General features: G+C 43.5%; 19 protein-coding genes. 7 read left to right on the top strand and 12 right to left on the bottom strand.

Translation table 11 applies throughout. The annotated features are described in order from the left end of the window. Positions 1-469: 469 nt before the first annotated feature. The 6 genes from IM509_RS00095 to ccmO all read right to left on the bottom strand — a co-directional run bounded on the left by IM509_RS00095 (position 470) and on the right by ccmO (position 5,533). On the bottom strand, positions 470-1,783 hold the full coding sequence (locus IM509_RS00095) for a site-specific DNA-methyltransferase (RefSeq protein ID WP_223210363.1): 1,314 nt from the start codon (positions 1,781-1,783) through the stop codon (positions 470-472). 2 nt (positions 1,784-1,785) lie between these two features. Beyond that, positions 1,786-2,295 (bottom strand): hypothetical protein, encoded by a 510-nt coding sequence (locus IM509_RS00090; protein WP_249264976.1) that lies wholly within the window; start codon positions 2,293-2,295, stop codon positions 1,786-1,788. A gap of 633 nt (positions 2,296-2,928) precedes the next feature. Then, positions 2,929-3,300, bottom strand: coding sequence for a type II toxin-antitoxin system PemK/MazF family toxin (locus tag IM509_RS00085; protein WP_052275708.1), 372 nt, complete (start codon positions 3,298-3,300; stop codon positions 2,929-2,931). Then, complete coding sequence (gene mazE / locus IM509_RS00080; RefSeq protein WP_052278377.1) at positions 3,293-3,517, bottom strand: type II toxin-antitoxin system MazE family antitoxin; 225 nt, start codon at positions 3,515-3,517, stop codon at positions 3,293-3,295. Before mazE ends, IM509_RS00085 begins: the two co-directional genes overlap by 8 nt. A gap of 332 nt (positions 3,518-3,849) precedes the next feature. Beyond that, positions 3,850-4,323: a hypothetical protein gene (locus IM509_RS00075; protein ID WP_052275707.1), complete on the bottom strand. Its 474-nt coding sequence runs from the start codon at positions 4,321-4,323 to the stop codon at positions 3,850-3,852. A 409-nt stretch (positions 4,324-4,732) separates the two neighbouring features. Next, positions 4,733-5,533 carry a beta-carboxysome assembly protein CcmO gene (ccmO, locus tag IM509_RS00070; protein ID WP_002775137.1) on the bottom strand — a complete coding sequence of 267 codons (801 nt, stop codon included), beginning with the start codon at positions 5,531-5,533 and terminating at the stop codon, positions 4,733-4,735. Between the two features lie 213 nt (positions 5,534-5,746). Here ccmO and raf1 point away from each other — a divergent pair, with 213 nt between their 5' ends. Beyond that, positions 5,747-6,826: a RuBisCO accumulation factor 1 gene (gene raf1, locus IM509_RS00065; RefSeq protein ID WP_185237824.1), complete on the top strand. Its 1,080-nt coding sequence runs from the start codon at positions 5,747-5,749 to the stop codon at positions 6,824-6,826. Between the two features lie 165 nt (positions 6,827-6,991). Here raf1 and IM509_RS00060 read toward each other — a convergent pair whose 3' ends face one another. Further along, entirely contained in the window at positions 6,992-7,120 is a 129-nt protein-coding gene (locus tag IM509_RS00060) for a hypothetical protein (protein WP_287716214.1), read from the bottom strand. On the opposite strand from IM509_RS00060, the gene csaB reads away from it, so the two are divergent. Both csaB and IM509_RS00050 read left to right on the top strand, forming a co-directional pair. Then, the gene (gene csaB / locus IM509_RS00055) at positions 7,066-8,103 is read left to right on the top strand and encodes a polysaccharide pyruvyl transferase CsaB (RefSeq protein WP_072926750.1); all 1,038 of its coding nucleotides are present in this window, start codon (positions 7,066-7,068) and stop codon (positions 8,101-8,103) included. The genes IM509_RS00060 and csaB overlap by 55 nt on opposite strands. Positions 8,104-8,377: 274 nt before the next feature. After that, the gene (locus IM509_RS00050; RefSeq protein WP_052275704.1) at positions 8,378-8,728 is read left to right on the top strand and encodes a hypothetical protein; all 351 of its coding nucleotides are present in this window, start codon (positions 8,378-8,380) and stop codon (positions 8,726-8,728) included. Here IM509_RS00050 and IM509_RS00045 read toward each other — a convergent pair whose 3' ends face one another. The 3 genes from IM509_RS00045 to IM509_RS00035 form a co-directional block, all read right to left on the bottom strand. Further along, positions 8,729-9,298 carry an ExbD/TolR family protein gene (locus tag IM509_RS00045; protein WP_072926748.1) on the bottom strand — a complete coding sequence of 190 codons (570 nt, stop codon included), beginning with the start codon at positions 9,296-9,298 and terminating at the stop codon, positions 8,729-8,731. Positions 9,299-9,316: 18 nt separating this feature from the next. Further along, positions 9,317-9,955: a MotA/TolQ/ExbB proton channel family protein gene (locus IM509_RS00040; protein WP_081417888.1), complete on the bottom strand. Its 639-nt coding sequence runs from the start codon at positions 9,953-9,955 to the stop codon at positions 9,317-9,319. A 672-nt stretch (positions 9,956-10,627) separates the two neighbouring features. After that, complete coding sequence (locus tag IM509_RS00035; protein ID WP_002785065.1) at positions 10,628-11,533, bottom strand: metal ABC transporter permease; 906 nt, start codon at positions 11,531-11,533, stop codon at positions 10,628-10,630. A gap of 132 nt (positions 11,534-11,665) precedes the next feature. On the opposite strand from IM509_RS00035, the gene IM509_RS00030 reads away from it, so the two are divergent. The 4 genes from IM509_RS00030 (at position 11,666) to IM509_RS00015 (ending at position 14,708) form a co-directional block, all read left to right on the top strand. Then, complete coding sequence (locus IM509_RS00030; protein WP_002734244.1) at positions 11,666-12,184, top strand: cofactor assembly of complex C subunit B; 519 nt, start codon at positions 11,666-11,668, stop codon at positions 12,182-12,184. A gap of 7 nt (positions 12,185-12,191) precedes the next feature. Then, the gene (locus IM509_RS00025; RefSeq protein ID WP_052275702.1) at positions 12,192-12,608 is read left to right on the top strand and encodes an acyl-CoA thioesterase; all 417 of its coding nucleotides are present in this window, start codon (positions 12,192-12,194) and stop codon (positions 12,606-12,608) included. Positions 12,609-12,611: 3 nt separating this feature from the next. Then, positions 12,612-13,241 (top strand): DUF1361 domain-containing protein, encoded by a 630-nt coding sequence (locus tag IM509_RS00020; RefSeq protein ID WP_052275701.1) that lies wholly within the window; start codon positions 12,612-12,614, stop codon positions 13,239-13,241. A 126-nt stretch (positions 13,242-13,367) separates the two neighbouring features. Next, positions 13,368-14,708 carry an aromatic ring-hydroxylating dioxygenase subunit alpha gene (locus IM509_RS00015; RefSeq protein WP_185237645.1) on the top strand — a complete coding sequence of 447 codons (1,341 nt, stop codon included), beginning with the start codon at positions 13,368-13,370 and terminating at the stop codon, positions 14,706-14,708. Between the two features lie 104 nt (positions 14,709-14,812). Here IM509_RS00015 and IM509_RS00010 read toward each other — a convergent pair whose 3' ends face one another. Both IM509_RS00010 and IM509_RS00005 read right to left on the bottom strand, forming a co-directional pair. Further along, positions 14,813-15,277, bottom strand: a complete 465-nt coding sequence (locus IM509_RS00010; protein WP_002738176.1) for a DNA phosphorothioation-associated protein 4 — start codon at positions 15,275-15,277, stop codon at positions 14,813-14,815. Between the two features lie 100 nt (positions 15,278-15,377). Beyond that, complete coding sequence (locus IM509_RS00005) at positions 15,378-16,970, bottom strand: ArnT family glycosyltransferase (RefSeq protein ID WP_052275700.1); 1,593 nt, start codon at positions 16,968-16,970, stop codon at positions 15,378-15,380. Between the last annotated feature and the right edge of the window lie 362 nt (positions 16,971-17,332).

The following is a 17,332-nucleotide window of genomic DNA, read 5'->3' as shown; positions in this document are numbered from 1 at the left end:
TTTCTCGGCTGGTGAGAGAGAGTCTATCTTTCTCTAAAAAAATGGAGAATCACGTTGGGGCTGTTTGGTATTTTATCCATGACTACAATGCACAGCAAAGCAAAGGATTAAGCCGCCATCACTACTACCGAATCACCACCGATAACTAATCTACCACCAGTCTAGCATAGGATTTGATGAGAAACAGCACTAATCTTGAAAACCCCTATAACCCAGTATAGCGCCCTAAAGCAAGCCCTCCAACGACATCTAGGGGTGCTACCCAGTGCCTTCGACATCGCACTTAAACCCACAGTTTCAATCAATGTGCATGGTGCGTTCCCCAAAAATCTATTAGTGGAGCAGTAGGAGCCACCTTAGGGAACGCACCCTACAAGATTGCGTACTGCTACGCAGTGCCTTCGGCATCGCACTACGCAGTGCCTTCGGTATCGCACTACAGCTTATTGGTTTAGCATAACGGATAAGTTCAGCGGCGCGCTTTAGCGCGTCCGCTGGAACGAATTGTTAGAACCCCGTTTGGCGATGTAATGTCAGCATCTTTAGGCTGAATGTTTTCTTCCGCAGCCTCTTCAAACAGTGTGAAGTCGGCAATGCTGAATAATGGCAATGAAGCTTTTTTGGATTTCTCATTGACAAAATCACCCATACGATCCGAGCCATTAGCCATCCTATGCAATATTGTTGTAATAGCCTCCTGGCTACGATCAACACCAATCCATTTCCGCCCAAGCTCTGATGCCACCACTAATGTGGTTCCAGACCCTGCATAGCAATCTAGGACAAGATCACCGGGATTTGATGATGCTTCAATAATTCTAGAAAGAAGTGCAGGATTCTTTTCCGTTGGATAGCCGGTTATATGAATGTTTTGATTATGCGCGTCACGAAAGTCCATCCAAATGTCTTGCACTGGAATTCCAGCGCTATTTTCAAGATAGATTTTTCGGCGCGGGTTTCCCGTTGGCGACCAATAAATCTCTCCACGGGCATCCATCTCATCTAGGGTTGACGGTTTATATTGCCAATGCTTTCCGGGTGGCGGCAGCTTGCCTTTCCACTCCCCACCTGTTTCCCCGTTACGGACACCGGGAGCATGGACGGGTACTTTTTTGTATCTGCGCCCATCGGGATCAAGGCATGGATACTCCTTTACTGATTTAACTTCATCCCATGGTTCAATTGGTCGGTTCCATACATAGTTATCGCTCTTTGTGTAGAAAAGAATGTAGTCGGCTACATTTCCGTATGTCTTTCTCGTGTAGTTCTTAGGATTGCACTTCTTGCGCGTTATGCAATTTCGGAAATTTTTCTCTCCGAAAATTTCATCTAAGACGACGCGAAAATGAAAAATCATTCTTTCATCAAGGTGAAGGTATAGCGAACCATCATCGGCCAACAAACGGTGAATTAAAATTAGGCGTTCGCGTAACGTTTCAACAAAATCAGGTCCAACAAGATGATCGTCATAAGCATGGTTTTGTTTTCTTGACTCAAAGGATGATGCAGTTGCAAATGGAGGATCGATGTAAACAAGTTTCACTTTTCCGCTTACGGCTTCATCCTTCGCTAAAGCCGCAAGTACAGCCAAGTTGTCCGCGTGGTAAAGCCTATTATCGCCGCCTGAATATGCCGAATTTGGCGAGTAGTGTCCTGCGGGAAGCGCAAGAATATCTTCTTGTGCCTTTTTTCCGGGGTACTCTAGGCGAAAACCATTAGTGTCCACAGGCGACACCCTTTCTCCTTTTGTACGATTTCCCATGCCTGGAATTGGAACCGCCATACTTAAGACCTCAACCATTCAGATGTGATGCGATCTGGAACCATGCGCAGCGTGACAACCTTTACTCGGTCTGGCCATTGATCTTCGATGTAAGCGTAATCATTCCACATAGAACCAAGTAAGAGGCCTGGGCCGTCATTTACATAGACCACTTTGATATGCGGCAATCCATGACTGTCTGCATAGCCAAGAATCTCTTGGGCAACTTCACGATATTGACCCGTGCGATCATCCTCCTGTGCACCGCCGCGATCTGAGTCGTAGCGAGCCAAACCAATAGCAAGCACTTTCTTGCCTTCATAGATAACGAAATCTACTGGACGATCTGGCTTCGGGTAATCATTAAAAACATTTCCTAGCAGTACATCTTTACCCGCTCTTTCAGGGCCCGTAACAACCAACCCGATATGCTGGCTGCGCAGAACATCGAATAACCTTTCAGTTAAGTCATACCCTTTTTTACCGCGATCCTTGTATTCCCAAAGTACTGCGCATAACGCTTCGTCGGGCATGGGGCGACTGTCAAATTTCTGCTGGACTTCGACAATATTCCTGAAAGCATCACCAAACTGAACACATATTCTATCTGTGTCTGTTTTTTTTTTAACATTTCAACTGGTGTTTGTGGGCTAACGTACTTCTTAAATACACGGCAAAGCTGCGTGCGCATCCACTGATTCCTCGTGTCCATAATAGAGGTGAAAAAGTTAGTGGAAGAATGCGATGTCTTTAGCAATAGCCCAAACTCGACTAGAACTGGCTCATATAATCGGCAAGCGTCCGGAAGAATATCTGGGTAATACTCACCTGTGGCGAGTGTGATCCACGCCTCAGCTTCGGATTTGTAGTCGGAAAATTTTCGTTCTTTTTTCATTGAGCTTGCAGACCCACTATTTAAGAGGTTCTAACTACATATTATACGCCAACTCTATGTATAACACTCTCCAGAGTAACGATATGGGTCAACTTTCGCCATATCACCCCATTTAGGCGCAATCGCCAGAACTTTTCCCTATATCACGCCCAAAAGCGTGTTAGCCAGATTAGCCCACATCGCACTTTAACCCACAGCTTCAATCAATGTGCATGGTGCGTTCCCCAAAATCGATCGCTGGAGCAGTAGGAACCACCTTAGGGAACGAACTCTACGACGATAGCGATTTGCTGAAACCGAGCTCAATACATACTGCTTTCTCTATTTCTTCCCAATAAACGTCTTCTAAAACACCCTGTTTATTCTTAATTCTTTGAGAATCTACAGCCCTCATTTGACTTAAGTTGATGTATCGATCTCCGTCTAGTCCATTCTGCACTGTCGGTGTAATATTGACAACAAAAGGATAAGTCCTTTTCCCGGGCAACAATGGAGCAACTACTGTCGTTGTTCCATTTTGATTGCCAATATCGTTTTGTAAAATCAGGCAAGGACGTTCTTTATCGGTTTCATGACCAACAGCGGGTTTCAGATCGACCCACCAGATCTCTCCTCGCTTATAGGTTAGTCTTCCATTAGGCATTTAGACCGTCGCCCACTGCAATATCCCAGACAGAGATTTCTGCTTGCATCTCTGGATCATTGGCCTGATCTTTATAAGCTTCTTCTAGCTCTTTCATAAAAACCCTTCTCTTCTCTTGCCAGAGAACATCATTTATGAAGCTGCTACGATTGCTTGCTAGTCGATCTACAAATTCCAAAACTTCGTCGTCTAAGGTTATGCTAACTTTCTTACTCATTGCCATAAACTGTTTACGACAGCTTGGTAGGATTAAATCATCATACTAACTAATCCTACATTAATTGTCAATGCCTGCCTCTGATCTGTAAGTAGATTGAAGGCCTAACGACATCTAGGGGTGCTACCCAGTGTCTTCGGTATCGCACTTAAACCCACAGTTTCAATCAATGTGCATGGTGCGTTCCCCAAAATCGATCGGTGGAGCAGTAAGAGCCACATTAGGGAACGCACCCTACAACATTGCGATCGCAATGTTGGTTTGAAACCTAACGTCAACGCTCAGCCGCAGCCGTAGCAGTCGGCTGGAGCGTTTGGTTAGCTCCCTCATTCTCACTTCACAGTCAGCCAGAGCAGCGAACTGCAAAACGCCAAACCCAGATAGAGCAGCGATACCGATCGAAACAACATCGTGCCTGGAAGCGTGTTTTTGAAATCTTTGGTCTTCCTTCGCATCAGTAGCAGCGGGAACTCCAAGGCAGACCCGTTCTCGGCTGCTGTTCTGAACATCGGCGAGTTTACGTAGTGTGAAATCTCCTGCATGCGACTAATGAGACTCCTCTGAATTCTGCGAAAGGAACCATCCACAATCCAAAACACCAAAGGCACGATGGCTGTCAACCAGATGAGTGAGTGCAAATTTGGGTCCTTGAGGAACAAGCCAATGCTAGCTGTCCATGTCACGACGGCCCAGTTCTTAACCGACTTGGTGATCTCATCATGTTGACGGATCGCCCCACCGATATGGTTCAGTTCAGCGTTAAGCATCTCCAATTGGATATCAATCAGTCGTTTCGGCTCCGCCATTGTTCTACCTCGGACGCGGCTAACCACATATTATAGGTCAACTTTCTGCCTAAAACTCTCCAGACTAACGATATGGGTCAACTTTCGGTATATCACCTCATTTAGGCGCAACCGCCAGAGCTTTTCCCTATATCACGCCCAAAAGCGTGTTAGCCAGATTAGTATATTGCCAAAAACCTTGTTTAACTAAATTTCTGACAACATAGGCTCATTCTACCGATGATTATTCGATCTGACCGCACCCCTTGACAAAAATTTATCATTATTCGATTCGTTTAATTGTCGGGGGCTTCTGTAAAGATTTTTTACCTGGAAATCCACACCCACCAACAAACGTTTTCAGCAAATCCTAATTCAACCTTTTGCTCCTATACTTTTAGCAGCACAGGAGCAAGGTTGAAAATAAAAATTAATAACTGTCCTCATCGGTGATAACTTCCACGGGAATCACTTCTTCTAACACTTTTTCCTGCATTTCTTGGCGACGAATTGGTATTTTGGTTTTTTCCAATTCTGGTAAAGCGACCAATTCCCGTTGTTTTTCCCGGACAGTATTGGGTAACAACATCGGTAAAGGTTCGGGGGTTTCTAACCAGTAGCTGGCTACCGGTAGGGTATGTTCTAAATCCTCCAATAAACGGGGAATAATCATCACCGCGTGCAGTTCACCGATTTTCTCCGCTTCCCGCATTCCCGCATCAATGGCTACGGCCACATTAGCGACGGAACCCCGGATAATGGCCGTACACAAACCATCCCCAATTGTTTCGTAGGAAGCTAACTGCACATCGGCGGATTTTAACATGGCATCGGCTGCCCCCACCATAGCAGGAAAACCACGGGTTTCCAAGAGACCGATCGACATATTGCTCAGTTTGCTGAAACCCCGTTGACTTTGGGCAATTTCGGCTAAACGGCTACCAATTGGGAAAATTACCTCTAAATTGGGCATTGGTCGGGGAATAACCGATTTAGATACCAATTGTCCGAACTGTGCGGCGGTTTTTGCCCCTTCTTCCACTGCTAACCGCACATCGGCAATATTACCACGCACGATCGCCGTACAGTGACCACCGCCAATTTTTTCGTAACCCACGAGGGTAACTTCTGCCGATTTTAGCATCATATCCGCCGTCCCGACGATCGCCGGAAAGCTGAGGGTAGAGACTAAACCCAAGGCACTATCTTTGGGGTGACGCTTGGTTTTCATCGTCCTTTGACCGGGGTTAGTTGTGGACGAGGGGGGAATGCTTCCATTAACTCTTAATCTAGACATTGAAGATAAACTTGCCCTAACAGGTACGAAGGGGGTGATTGTCAGCTATCCTGTTACTATCTAGTCTATCCTGTTAACCTTAATTGCTATTGAAGATTTTTGAGGGATTAGATAAATTTTAGTTATTGTAGCTTGATCAAGTTGTCTATGACAGAACAGCCTCGCAGTACAGATGATCGAATCAGCGAAACGGAAGCGACCGAATTAATGCGATCGCTGCTTCGTAAGGAAGGAAATTGGGTGAATTGGGGGCAAAAATGTCAAAAACTGCAAAAAGCTGGCTACGATTCCCAGTTAATTTTTGAACAAACCGGTTTTCAAAATGCCCAACAAAATTTAATTATTGTCGCTGCCCAAGTTTTTGAGAGTTTAATCAAAGCGGGGGCAGATGAAGATTTATTAAGTTACTACATCGGGCCGCGCAGTGATGTGCTATACGAATTGCGGATTCTCAACCAAGAACAAAGATTGGGGGCAGCGAAATTAGCGGCAGAAAAAAGGATTGAGGTGGCTGAAGCACACGATATCGCCAAAGCTATCCAAGATTTTTCCCGTTTATCCCAGATTCCCAGTGAATTTACTCGTCATCCTGGAGATGCGATCGCTTACCAGTGTTGGAAACGGGGCAAACAAAAGCGAGATTTAGCCGAAAGAGCGAAATTAATCGCTAAAGGTTTGAAATTTGCCCATTCTGACTCGGCCAGACAGGCGATCGAGTCTTTACTACAAGATTTTACCGTTACTCCCACCCGTAGCGCACCGTTGCTGCCCGTCCATCGTTTACAGGATGAGGACGAATTAGCCAGAATTATTCCTTTAGTAGGAAGATTTCCGGTGACGGTAACTGATATAAAATGCACGGAAAGTCTGAGCGTCGAGGAACCTTTTCGATTGGTAACGGTGGGGGATAAACAAACAATTGTGCCTCTCCCCGGTTGGCAAGCAATTCTCAAGGCGATCGATCCTGTAGCTATTTTATGGCCTAGTGATCAATTACCTCGATCGATTGCCACCAGATCTGAGGAAGTGTTATTAGTGATCGATCGAGTTTTTGCCGAATGGGACGTGAACAATTATTATCTAGTGGAGAAGGATAATGCCGTTTTTTTACAATGGTTTGATAGTTCGCCCGATGTCACCATACTAGGTGAATTGGTCTTGATTTTAAGAGCAAAAAATATCCTTGATGAAAAAAACATCACCGAACCCTGGCAAATGGACGACTAAGTCAGTGATCAGTTATCAGTAAACAGTGATCAGGTTTAAGCTATTAGTTATGAGTGGGAATAAGAAAATAGATATAGCAGTTTTCATCAGAATGAGGTATGAGCAAGGAGCTTAAACCCTTTGTTGGCAAAACTTGTCGATACCTCAGTAACGTGAAAAGCTCTATTAACTGATAACTGATAACTGATAACTGATAACTGATAACTGATAACTGATAACTGATAACTGATAACTGATATATGCGTGCAGTAATTTGTGGATATTATGGGAGAGGAAACGGAGGAGATGAGGCATTATTAGTGTCTCTATTGCAGATGCTGCCGTCAGAAATTAAACCTATTGTTTTGTCAAATAATCCCAGAGAAACCAGTCAACGTTATGGAGTGGAAACCTGTCCTAGTCGGGATTGGTGGCAAGTTTTTCAAACTCTTAAAAAAGCCGATATATTTATCTGGGGTGGTGGCAGTTTAATGCAGGATGTCACCAGTTTTGCCAGTCCAATTTATTACGGTGGTTTAATGGCTCTTGCTCAATTATTGGGCTTAAAAACTATTGCTTGGGGGCAGGGAATTGGACCATTAAATAGACCTTTTACCCGTTGGTTAACCAAAAAAGTCTTACAACAATGTAGTTTAGTTAGTGTGCGCGATGATACTTCGGCTCATTTAGTCGCCAATTGGGGTATTAGTCCCATTGTTGCCCCCGATCCAGTATGGGCTTTAGACGCTCAATCAGTCAAGGGATTATCGGATTTACCTGCCCCAAGAATCGCCGTCAATTTACGTCCCCATCCCCTATTAACCCCAGCAAAATTAGATAAATTAACCCAAGCTTTAATTGATTTGCAAACCAGTACGGGGGCATTTATTCTCTTAGTCCCTTTTCAAAAGTCGCGGGATTTGCCCCTCTGTGAAGCTGTAGCACGTCAATTAAGGGAAAATCATCAAATCATTATTTTAGAGGATCCAAGACAGTTAAAAGGCTTATTTCGTGGGGTAGAAATGGTGATCGGAATGCGCTTTCATAGTTTAATTATGGCCGCAGCAGAAGATTGTCGTTGTTTTGCCCTTAGTTATGATCCGAAAGTGTCGCGATTAATTGCCGAAGTACCGATGCCGGGTTGGGAATTAGATCAGTTACCAGAAACAGTTAATGATATTAGTAATGCTTGGATTGATTTTTATGCCAATGGAGAAGGATTAACCAGCGATCGCAAACATTTTTTAATCGATCGAGCTTTAATTCATCGAGAAGTTTTATCTAGATTGGTGAGCTAATTTTTATGTCGAGTGCGATTACCGATGCCAGGGCTATTTCATTCTAAAAAGTCTCAAAATATGCTTAAGTCCTTGTTGTGGCATAGGTTTTGATCAAGGGGAAAGGAGGCACTCGGCACATCCCCATCCTGCTTCGGTCTCGTGTGGGGACTTCCCGTGCCATATTTTCGTTAAGGGTAGTAAAGGGATCGTTAAATCAATCATAAATTGTTATAGTCCATTTCCTCCAGAGCCTAGCATAGAGGGGAAACCTCCTTTATCCCTAGGTAATTGCATGAATGGACTACAACAACAGATTATCAGTCTTGAGCAGAAAGTCGAGCGTCTACAGGATATTGTCGAAAGCCTCAGCCAGCAAATTGCTATCCTAGCTGGGGATAAATCGAGTCATTCCCTGGGAGAATCCCTGGAAATGGTCGGTTTTTCCGAGTTATCCGATAATAGCCTCTACGATCATAAAGATATTCTCCGGGATCACGGTGGCAAACAAGCGCCAGCTGTCAATGGCGATAATTCTTTTGCCGATGAAATCCAAATTCGCCGATTAACGGCACAATTGACAGCGGCCTACAATCGCATTGCTGCTCTCGAAGAACAATTACTCACCTATCGCATCCATTCCTAGTTAATTGCTGCCCAGAGGATTGGGTAAACTGGGCAAGGTGGGATTAGTCGGCAAATTGGGCAAAGGATTGCTATTTTCCAGGGTGGGATTGTTAGCCTCCCCCGATAGCGTCGCTAAAGCCACACGATCACCGCCTACCTGTCGCAGTAGGTCTAAAACCCCAACCACTTCGTTATAACTGGCATTTCTGGAGGCATTCAGTACCATCAGTCCATTGGGACTATATTGATGATAATTCTTGATCGCCTCGAACAACTGGGCGCGAGTCACCATTTGTTTTTCGACGTAGAGTTGTCCGAAATCATCGAGACTAACCACCAACATTTCCCGCATCGGGGTGGTGGCGGTACTAGCTTTCGGTAAATCGAGGCTGATAGCCTGTTGGCGAGATAATCCCACTGCACCGAGAATAAAGAAAGTGAGAATACAGAAAATTACATCGATCAAGGGAATGATATTAACCTGCACATCCTCTTGAATGCGCTGTTGATCATGCCATAATTTGAGCGGACGAGCCGTAATATGGCTACTTTTTGGCTTTTTGTGGTTAAGAGATTTAGTTTCGGCCATGCTTGATAAGGGAGAGATTTAGCGATCGAGAGGTTTTTCTAGGTTAGCACTGAGGGCGTATTGTTGGTCTTCTTGGTGTAACCAGCGTTGGCGGTAGATAATTTCTAAATCACTGCCGGCCTTGCGAAAAATTCGGGCTTGATTGAACCAGAGTCCCTGAAAAACACGATAGAAAGCGAGGCTAAAAATAGCGACAATTAAGCCGGTAGCGGTGGAAATTAAAGCTTCACTAATACCTAAAGTTACTCCGGCTGTGGAGGAAGTTCCCAGGTCACTTAATTGAATATTGGCCAAAGAGGTAATTAAACCGAGTACCGTCCCTAATAATCCTAACAGGGGAGAAAGGGCAATGACTGCCTCAAGGATTTTATCGCCCCGTTTCATTAGGGATAATTGTTCATCGGCAGCCGATTCGAGGGCAAAGTGAAAAACCTCTGGATCTGGATTTTCTAAGCGCAGGGGTGCGTAGAGATAGCTCCCGATGGGATGATTGCGGGAATCCCTAGCGACTTTTGCCGCCAAATCCCAGTTACGGATGGCCGATTCCATAATGCGATTCAAAATCTGGCCCTCACTGAGGAGAGTACGACTCCAAAACCAAATTCGTTCGATAATAGTGCTAAGAGCTAAAATAGACAGAAAAAGCAGTGGCCACATGGCCACTCCGCCTTTTTGGATTAAATCAGTTATACTCACGAGTTGTTTTGTCCCTCCAATACCGGGCGATTCGGGCTTGATTATTTAGTTTAAGATTTAAGTCGATCAATTGACATTTATAGTTCTTATACCATTTTTCAAAAACTGTCGCCTACTTAGGGTCTGCTGAAAAAGTTTTTCCTGGGGACAGGGTGTGGCCCCCCCAACCCAGGGGGGGTGTAGGGTTTTACCGATTTTGAGGGGGTCAATTACCTAATTTTCAGGGAAAAAGTCCAGGAATTTTCCCCCCGATCACTCCCAGAGCTGGGACTTTTTGATTGACAAAAAGTCTAAAAGTCTTACCCAACAAGGTTTTTAGATTTATTCAGCCAAACCTACTTAAGGCGTTTATCATAAAGATGAAGTATAACCGGATAGGGCATCCTCTGCTGTCTCGGAGTCTCGACTAGGAAATTAATTTTGTCCGACTACTTAAGTAGGGAGGCACAATTATTTGTAGGATGGGTTAGCGGTAGCGTAACATAATCGGGCGTTGGGTTTCATGCTTCAACCCAACCTACGTTCATCTTATATTTAATTCCACCCACCTACTTATAGCAGTTATCAGTTTTTTAGTCGTCAGTCGTCGGCTGTTTTTGATCACGGGCCAAAAACCCCACCTTCTGCTGCAAACTAACGTCGTCTCAACAAATTTTTCATCTCTCCCCAGATAGAAAGTTGACCACCTAGACTAGCGGGATGGGTGAAAATTCCTTGACGGGGACTGAATAAAAAGGCCAACATAAATAGGCTAAAAGCGACAAGCACGATCGCCGGTCCAGAGGGTAAATTCCAGTAATAACTTAAATACATCCCACTGATACTAGAAATAATACCCACACCCACACCTAAACCCATGACTTGATGGAGACGGGTAACTAAAAGATAAGCAGTGGCCGCGGGGGTAATCAAAAGGGACAAAACGAGGATTACTCCCACCGCTTGCAGACTAGCAACTATTGTCAGACCGATCAGGAGCATTAAGCCTAAATCTAATAAATTTACCGGTAAACCCGCCGCTTGCGCCCCGATTTTGTCGAAAGTGTAGAATAATAGTTCTTTATACAGGAGCAAAACGGTTAACAAAACGATAACGGCAATAATTAGGGTGTCGCGGATGTCGGCAGCAGTAACACCCAGAATATTGCCGAAGAGAAAGTGATTCAGGTCAATTTTGTTGTTTTTTTGGATGAGAGTGATCAGGGTGATGCCAAGGGCAAAAAAAGCCGAGAAAACGATACCCATGGCCGCATCTTCTTTGATCGGGGAACGATTACGGATCAAGTTAATCAGTAGAGTACTGACCATTGAGGCTAGTAAAGCACCCAGTAGCAGATTAAAATTACCAATAAAAGCGATCGCTAATCCGGGTAGGACCGAGTGACTGATGGCATCGCCCAAGAGGGCCAAACGTTGTACCATCAGGTAGGTTCCCACCACCGCACAAATGATCCCGACGATGATAGCTTCAATTAGGGATCTCTGCATGAAACTATACTGTAAGGGTTCGATTAATCCTGTTAATAGATTGTTGCCCATGAATCTGCCTTGGGGTTAAATTTTTCTGATTCTCGATCGAGGTTTTGCTCCTAGGGTCTATCTTCTAAATCGGGGGAGAAGATAGGTTAGGATTAGGATTAATTGTAAGTTTTTTCGCTCCTAACTGCCGCCATGGATACCCCCGTTCTTTCCTCAACTTTTTTTCTGACTCTCCTGCTCATGGTGGGATTATTCTTTTTTATTCGCGGTTCCGTCAAGGAGCGTATCGAACAGCGTGTCTATCTTACCAGTACCAGTGACGACCAACTATTAGAACAACTGCGAGATTATTTTGACCGACGTTCCTATCAAGTCAAGGCGATCGAACCCGAACAGAATATTGTCAGATTACAGGGTTTTGTGCCGCCTAGCCCCTTTCTAGCGATATTTTTGACAATTTTAGCTGCCTTGGGTTTATTTTGCTTCTCACTGGTGTTATCGGTGTTATTTCCCGATACTAATCCCTATATTTTTGCTCTTGTGGGTTTATCTCCCCTCGCGGGTGTTTTCTATTGGCAAAAAGTCGGCCGTTTAGAGGAAGTGGCTTTTAAAGTAGAAAGCAAATCTCAGCAAACGGAATTAACTGTCAAAGCCCATCGAGACGAGTTAAGACAACTACAAGATAGTTTAACCTTTCTAGAAAGACAATAAGCTTTTTATGTCCTATGAACGCCTAATTTATCTGGCCGATACCGATGCGGCCGGTGTGGTTTACTTTGCCCATCTTCTCTCGATCTGTCATGAAGCCTACGAGTTTTCTTTAGCACAATTTGGCATTAATATCAAGGATTTTTTCAAAGATTCTCCGGTTGCCCTACCGATTACTCAAGCGGAAATCCAGTTTTTTCGGCCTCTTTTTTGTGGCGATCAAATACAGATTGATTTCACTGCCCGATCCCTGAGCGAAAACGAGTTTCAATTGCAGTATAAAATTTATTTGGCTGAAATCATGGTCGCAAAAGCGAAAACTCGCCATGTGTGCATCGCTCCCACCGCTAGAAAAAGAATCCCTTTTCCGGAATCTTTAAAAAATTGGTTAAGATATTTATCAACCCCAGAGGATACTGGTATTTAAGAGATGATTTGGGCAGATTTAACGATAATTTTAACTAGGGATTGGTGGCACAATGCTTGGCAATTATTTAACCTTAGCACCGGAAGAATTATCTGGAATTCTTTTCTGGCTTTTATCCCCTTTGTCCTCAGCTTTTGGCTATTTCGGATCACCCTCGATCGTTCCCTACTCTGGTGGTTAATTCTCTTAGTTTTTGTGCTTTTTTTACCCAATGCTCCCTATATTCTCACCGATAGCATTCATTTAATCTCTTATGTTCAGGAGGATTACGCCAAAAGTTTAATTTTTTTAGTTTTAATTCCCCAGTATAGCTTCTTTATTTTTATTGGCTTTCAGCTATACGTTCTCTCCTTACTTAATTTAAAAAGTTATTGTCAGCAAAGTCAGCTAAATTCAGCAGTTTTACCCCTAGAAATAACTCTCCATTTTTTAAGTGCGATCGGTATCTATTTAGGAAGGTTTCTCCGACTGAATAGTTGGTATCTAGTCACTCAACCGCAGCAACTATTCTGGAGTTTGCAGAATTTACTGACTAAAAAACCTTTGCTATTCATCTCTGTCTGTTTTTTAATTATTTGGCTACTATACGAAATCAATAAAAGGCTTTACAATCGATTTTTTGGCTACAATTAACGCCTATCGGGAATTTCCACCCTCTCCTAGTCTCTTTCCGATTAATTAAAAGATAGTAGGAAGACAGAGATCAATTGGCCGCAGCGATATTATGATGATGATTAATATTTTTTCTCTCTCATCCCCATGACAAGCGCTGATCAATCTCAACCCCTGCCTAGGGATGACTATTTTCACTACCAAAATTGTTGGTATCCTGTGTTATTCGTGCAGGATTGGCAAAAAAATCCCTACTCTTTCTCTCTTTATGGGCAACCATTGCTAATATTTCGCGATCAGCAGGGAAAATGGGGCTGTTTGCTTGATCGCTGTCCCCATCGCTTGGCGAAACTCTCCACCGGACAGATGATCGCTGGGCGTTTAGAATGTTTGTACCATGGTTGGCAGTTCGAGACGGATGGAAAATGTTCCCATATTCCCCAACTGCCAGTCAATACCCCGATTCCCCGCAATGCCAAGGTTAAATCCTATCGGGTGGTGGAACGTCAGGGAGTCCTCTGGGTTTGGTTAGGAGAAGAGGAAACAGCGAAAGAAAGCGATATTCCTATCATCAAAGACCTAGAAGACCCCAATTGTGTCCATACCGATTATCTCATCGATTTTCCCTATGAACAGGGCTATTTACTCGAAAATCTCCTCGATCCCGCCCATGTTAATATTAGCCATGATCGCAGCGAATTCGGGGCAAAACGGGAAAATGCTCAACCGTTAGCCTTCCAAATCCTCGAAATCTCGGCGCGGGGAATTCGCAGTCAGTGGCGCAATAGCCGCAATCCGCAGGAAAGCTGGAAATATCTGGATTTTATAGCCCCTAATCTCGTTCATTATCGTTTTGCTCTGCCTAATCCCCATTGGTGTGCTGGATTGGCTTTATACGGGATTTCTCTGGGTCAAGGTCGTTCTCGCTTACTGATGCGACGTTACCAAAATTTTGCCGTTAACTCCCGTCAATACCGTTGGCGCTGGTTGGAACATCTGCGTCAAAGTCGCATCCTCGAAGATGATCTACCTTTAATTCAAAGTCAGCAGCAAATGGTGGAAAAGTCAAGAGATAGTTTACAAAAATTATACTTACCCTTAAAAAGTTCCGATGCCTTGGTGATTGAGTTACGTCAATGGTTCGATCGCTATGGGGACTCTTTCCCCTACTATCAAGGCTACACCAGTCAGCGGACAACGGCGATCGATTTATCCGATCCTTTACCCCTCGATCGCTATTCTCGTCACACTGTCCACTGTCGCACCTGTAGCGATGCCCATGAAAAAATGGTAAAAACTAAACAGATCGCAATTTTAATGGGGATATTATTAGCTTTACTGGCAATTTTATCCCCAAATCAGTCTATCTATCAAATTACTGCCCTTATTTTCGCAATTTTGGCTTTGGCAATAGCGATCGCTGCCAATTACACCCGCACAAAATTTGAACGCACCTATGAGAAAAAAGCCCATACCAAACTACACTGATAAGTAGTCGTGCAAAATTAATTTCCTAGTGAAGATAGGCAAGAGGCAAGAGGTGGTTAGATATGTGTAATTAATTTTACTTAGGTACTTAACTAAGATTTCTACTACAAAAATCTGCCTAAATCGAATTCCGTTGTGGCAGTAATTTCTCGAAAACGTTCCTGACTGATAATTAACAATAATCTTTCAGTATAATCCACCGCACCGCGCAATTCTCGTTCTAATCTTGCTAAACCGGCGTTGGCATATTCCTCGAAAATTGTCACTCGCAAAGCTTCCGAATCTACCCCGTGGGGAGACAGAATTTTCGTGTCTTGCAATTCATTGACTGCCAATAATTTGATTAGGGTATCGTAGCCACGAGAAATAAAAATTTCTAGGTTAATAGGTGAGGGTTCCTTCGCTACATTTTCTATCGCCACCCTCTCTTGATATCTTACCCCTAAAGCCGCCGCAAAAGCGATGACATCAGCATAGGTTTGAAAGGGTCCAATTCCCTGATTAAAATTAACTAAGGACTGGACAAATTCCCCTTTATCTCTAGCAATACGAACTCGATGAATGGACATATTTATCAAGCAAAAAGTAAAAAAGTTTACAAAATTCAGGAGATAGAAGTTATCAGTATATATGGACTATTTTATCTATCCCCTATCCGCTATAACTGCTTTAAGGATAAGTTTTAATTAGTCCTTTAGCTTGGTAAACATGAAATTGTTCGATGGCGACACCACCGCGCTTGATCGGAATGACAGCTACTTTAATTATATCTTGGAAATAGGGACGGTAGCGATCGATTATTTCTGGTCTTTCTAGAGAACTATTTGTAGTAATTAATAAACCATTTTTACCGATCCATTCTTGAGGATTAAACCAAATTTGATAACCCCTTTGATCGTTGTTAAAACAGGTGACGGGAATAGGAACTAGGGGATAGAGAGCCATATCTAGCCATGCTGTCACATAAAAATTATGGGTAAAAACGAAGCTAGAATCTTTTAAAAGTGCTAATAATTCGGGCGAATTAGCAAAGCCTTGGCGCAGTTGATCGATATCGACAATTTCCCGAGAAGGGTCCTGTTCTGGGGCAATAATTCCCCCAAAAATTGCGTATTGACTGGGTTTTTGGAAAGTGCCAAAAGTAACGTGAAGCATTGCTATAGATAAAACAGTAACGATAAAAATTCCCGATCCCCATAACCATCTTTTTACCCAGATTCGAGAAGATTGCTGCCAAGTATTGGCCTTTTCTCCTAATAAAATTGTGCAGGACCAGAACCCGGGTAAAATCCAACTAGGGGCGAGATAATGGGAAGCACCCACATAAAGCATTCCCAGGATTAAAGGCAGAGAAACCGAGAGAATTAACCATTTTTTTAGTGATTCTTCTTCTCGATGAAAAAATCTTTTTTTCGAGATAAAGTTAGGAATTTGTTCGGCAAAGCTTTTAAATGTCACCCACCACATCGGCAGACCGAAAGGAGGAAACATCGTGGCGATACTAATGCCAACAACCGAGAGAATACCGAGAATATTAAAGGCTTTGGGTTCTCCAGAAAAACGGTCTTCTAAATGAAAGCGAAAGGAAATCCAATCATGGTTAATATTCCAGTATATAATTGGCAATAAAGTTATCAAAAAGAGAATAAATCCTAATCCCAACCAGGGCGATCTAAATACAGGCCAATAGCGGGGAGTGGTCAGACAAAATAAAACTAAACCAAAGCCCAAAATAAAGCCATGATATTTACTTAAAACCGCCAATCCTACGGCAAGTCCAATATAAGCCAGACGATAGCTAGGATGATAGTTTTTTTCCCGAATTGGCCAGAATTCTTGGGCAGCTAAATAGACTGTTAATGACCAAAAAAAGATTAAAGGACTATCTGGCTGCGAGAGAATCCCGAAGACAATCCCATAGATGGGGATCAGGGTCGCGATCGCTAAAGTCATTCTGGCGACCGGCAGACTGAACAATTTTAAAGCCGTCAGATAGAGCAAGCAGAGGCTGCCAGTATAGAGGAGGAGAGTCCCGAAGCGAATGGTAAATTGATTGACTAATCCCGTGATCCAAGTCCCAAAACCCGTGGAAATCGCTACTATTGGCGGATGATCGAAATAACTCCAATCTAGATTATGGCTGTAAACATAATAATAGGCTTCATCATACCCGGGATAAAGCCCCAGGGCGATGATTGTTCTAAACAGGAGTCCACCGATGAGCAGATAAACGGCAATGCGGTCGCTAATTATTTTGGTCAAAATTCTTACCTCATTTCATCGCTAAAACTGATGTTAGAGACGGGAGATTTTTGAGGTTGCCAGATTCGAGATTTGTGCATCTATGGCAAGGTTAGATTTAAGTGTGATCTTTAGTTACTATATCACCAACTCTGTCATCTCTTAGCCCTTGGCTATCAGCAAACTCTCCCCAGGCGTTGCTGATTTGCGATCTGAAAGAGGATTAAGAGAACGGGGAACGGTAAATTGACATCCTCGCCGCCCTAAAAGTGCGGCGATTCCTAAACCTCACGATTTAAGTTTCTGCTTCCACCACCGTCGCATACCACAGTTAAAAAACCATGTACTGTCTTACACAGAGTCCACAGACTTTCGCCCCATTT

This window comes from Microcystis sp. M31BS1, assembly GCF_020245285.1.
Classification (GTDB): domain Bacteria; phylum Cyanobacteriota; class Cyanobacteriia; order Cyanobacteriales; family Microcystaceae; genus Microcystis; species Microcystis panniformis.
The sequence above is the reverse complement of the archived record's forward strand: the minus strand, read 5'-3'. Positions and strand labels throughout refer to the sequence as shown.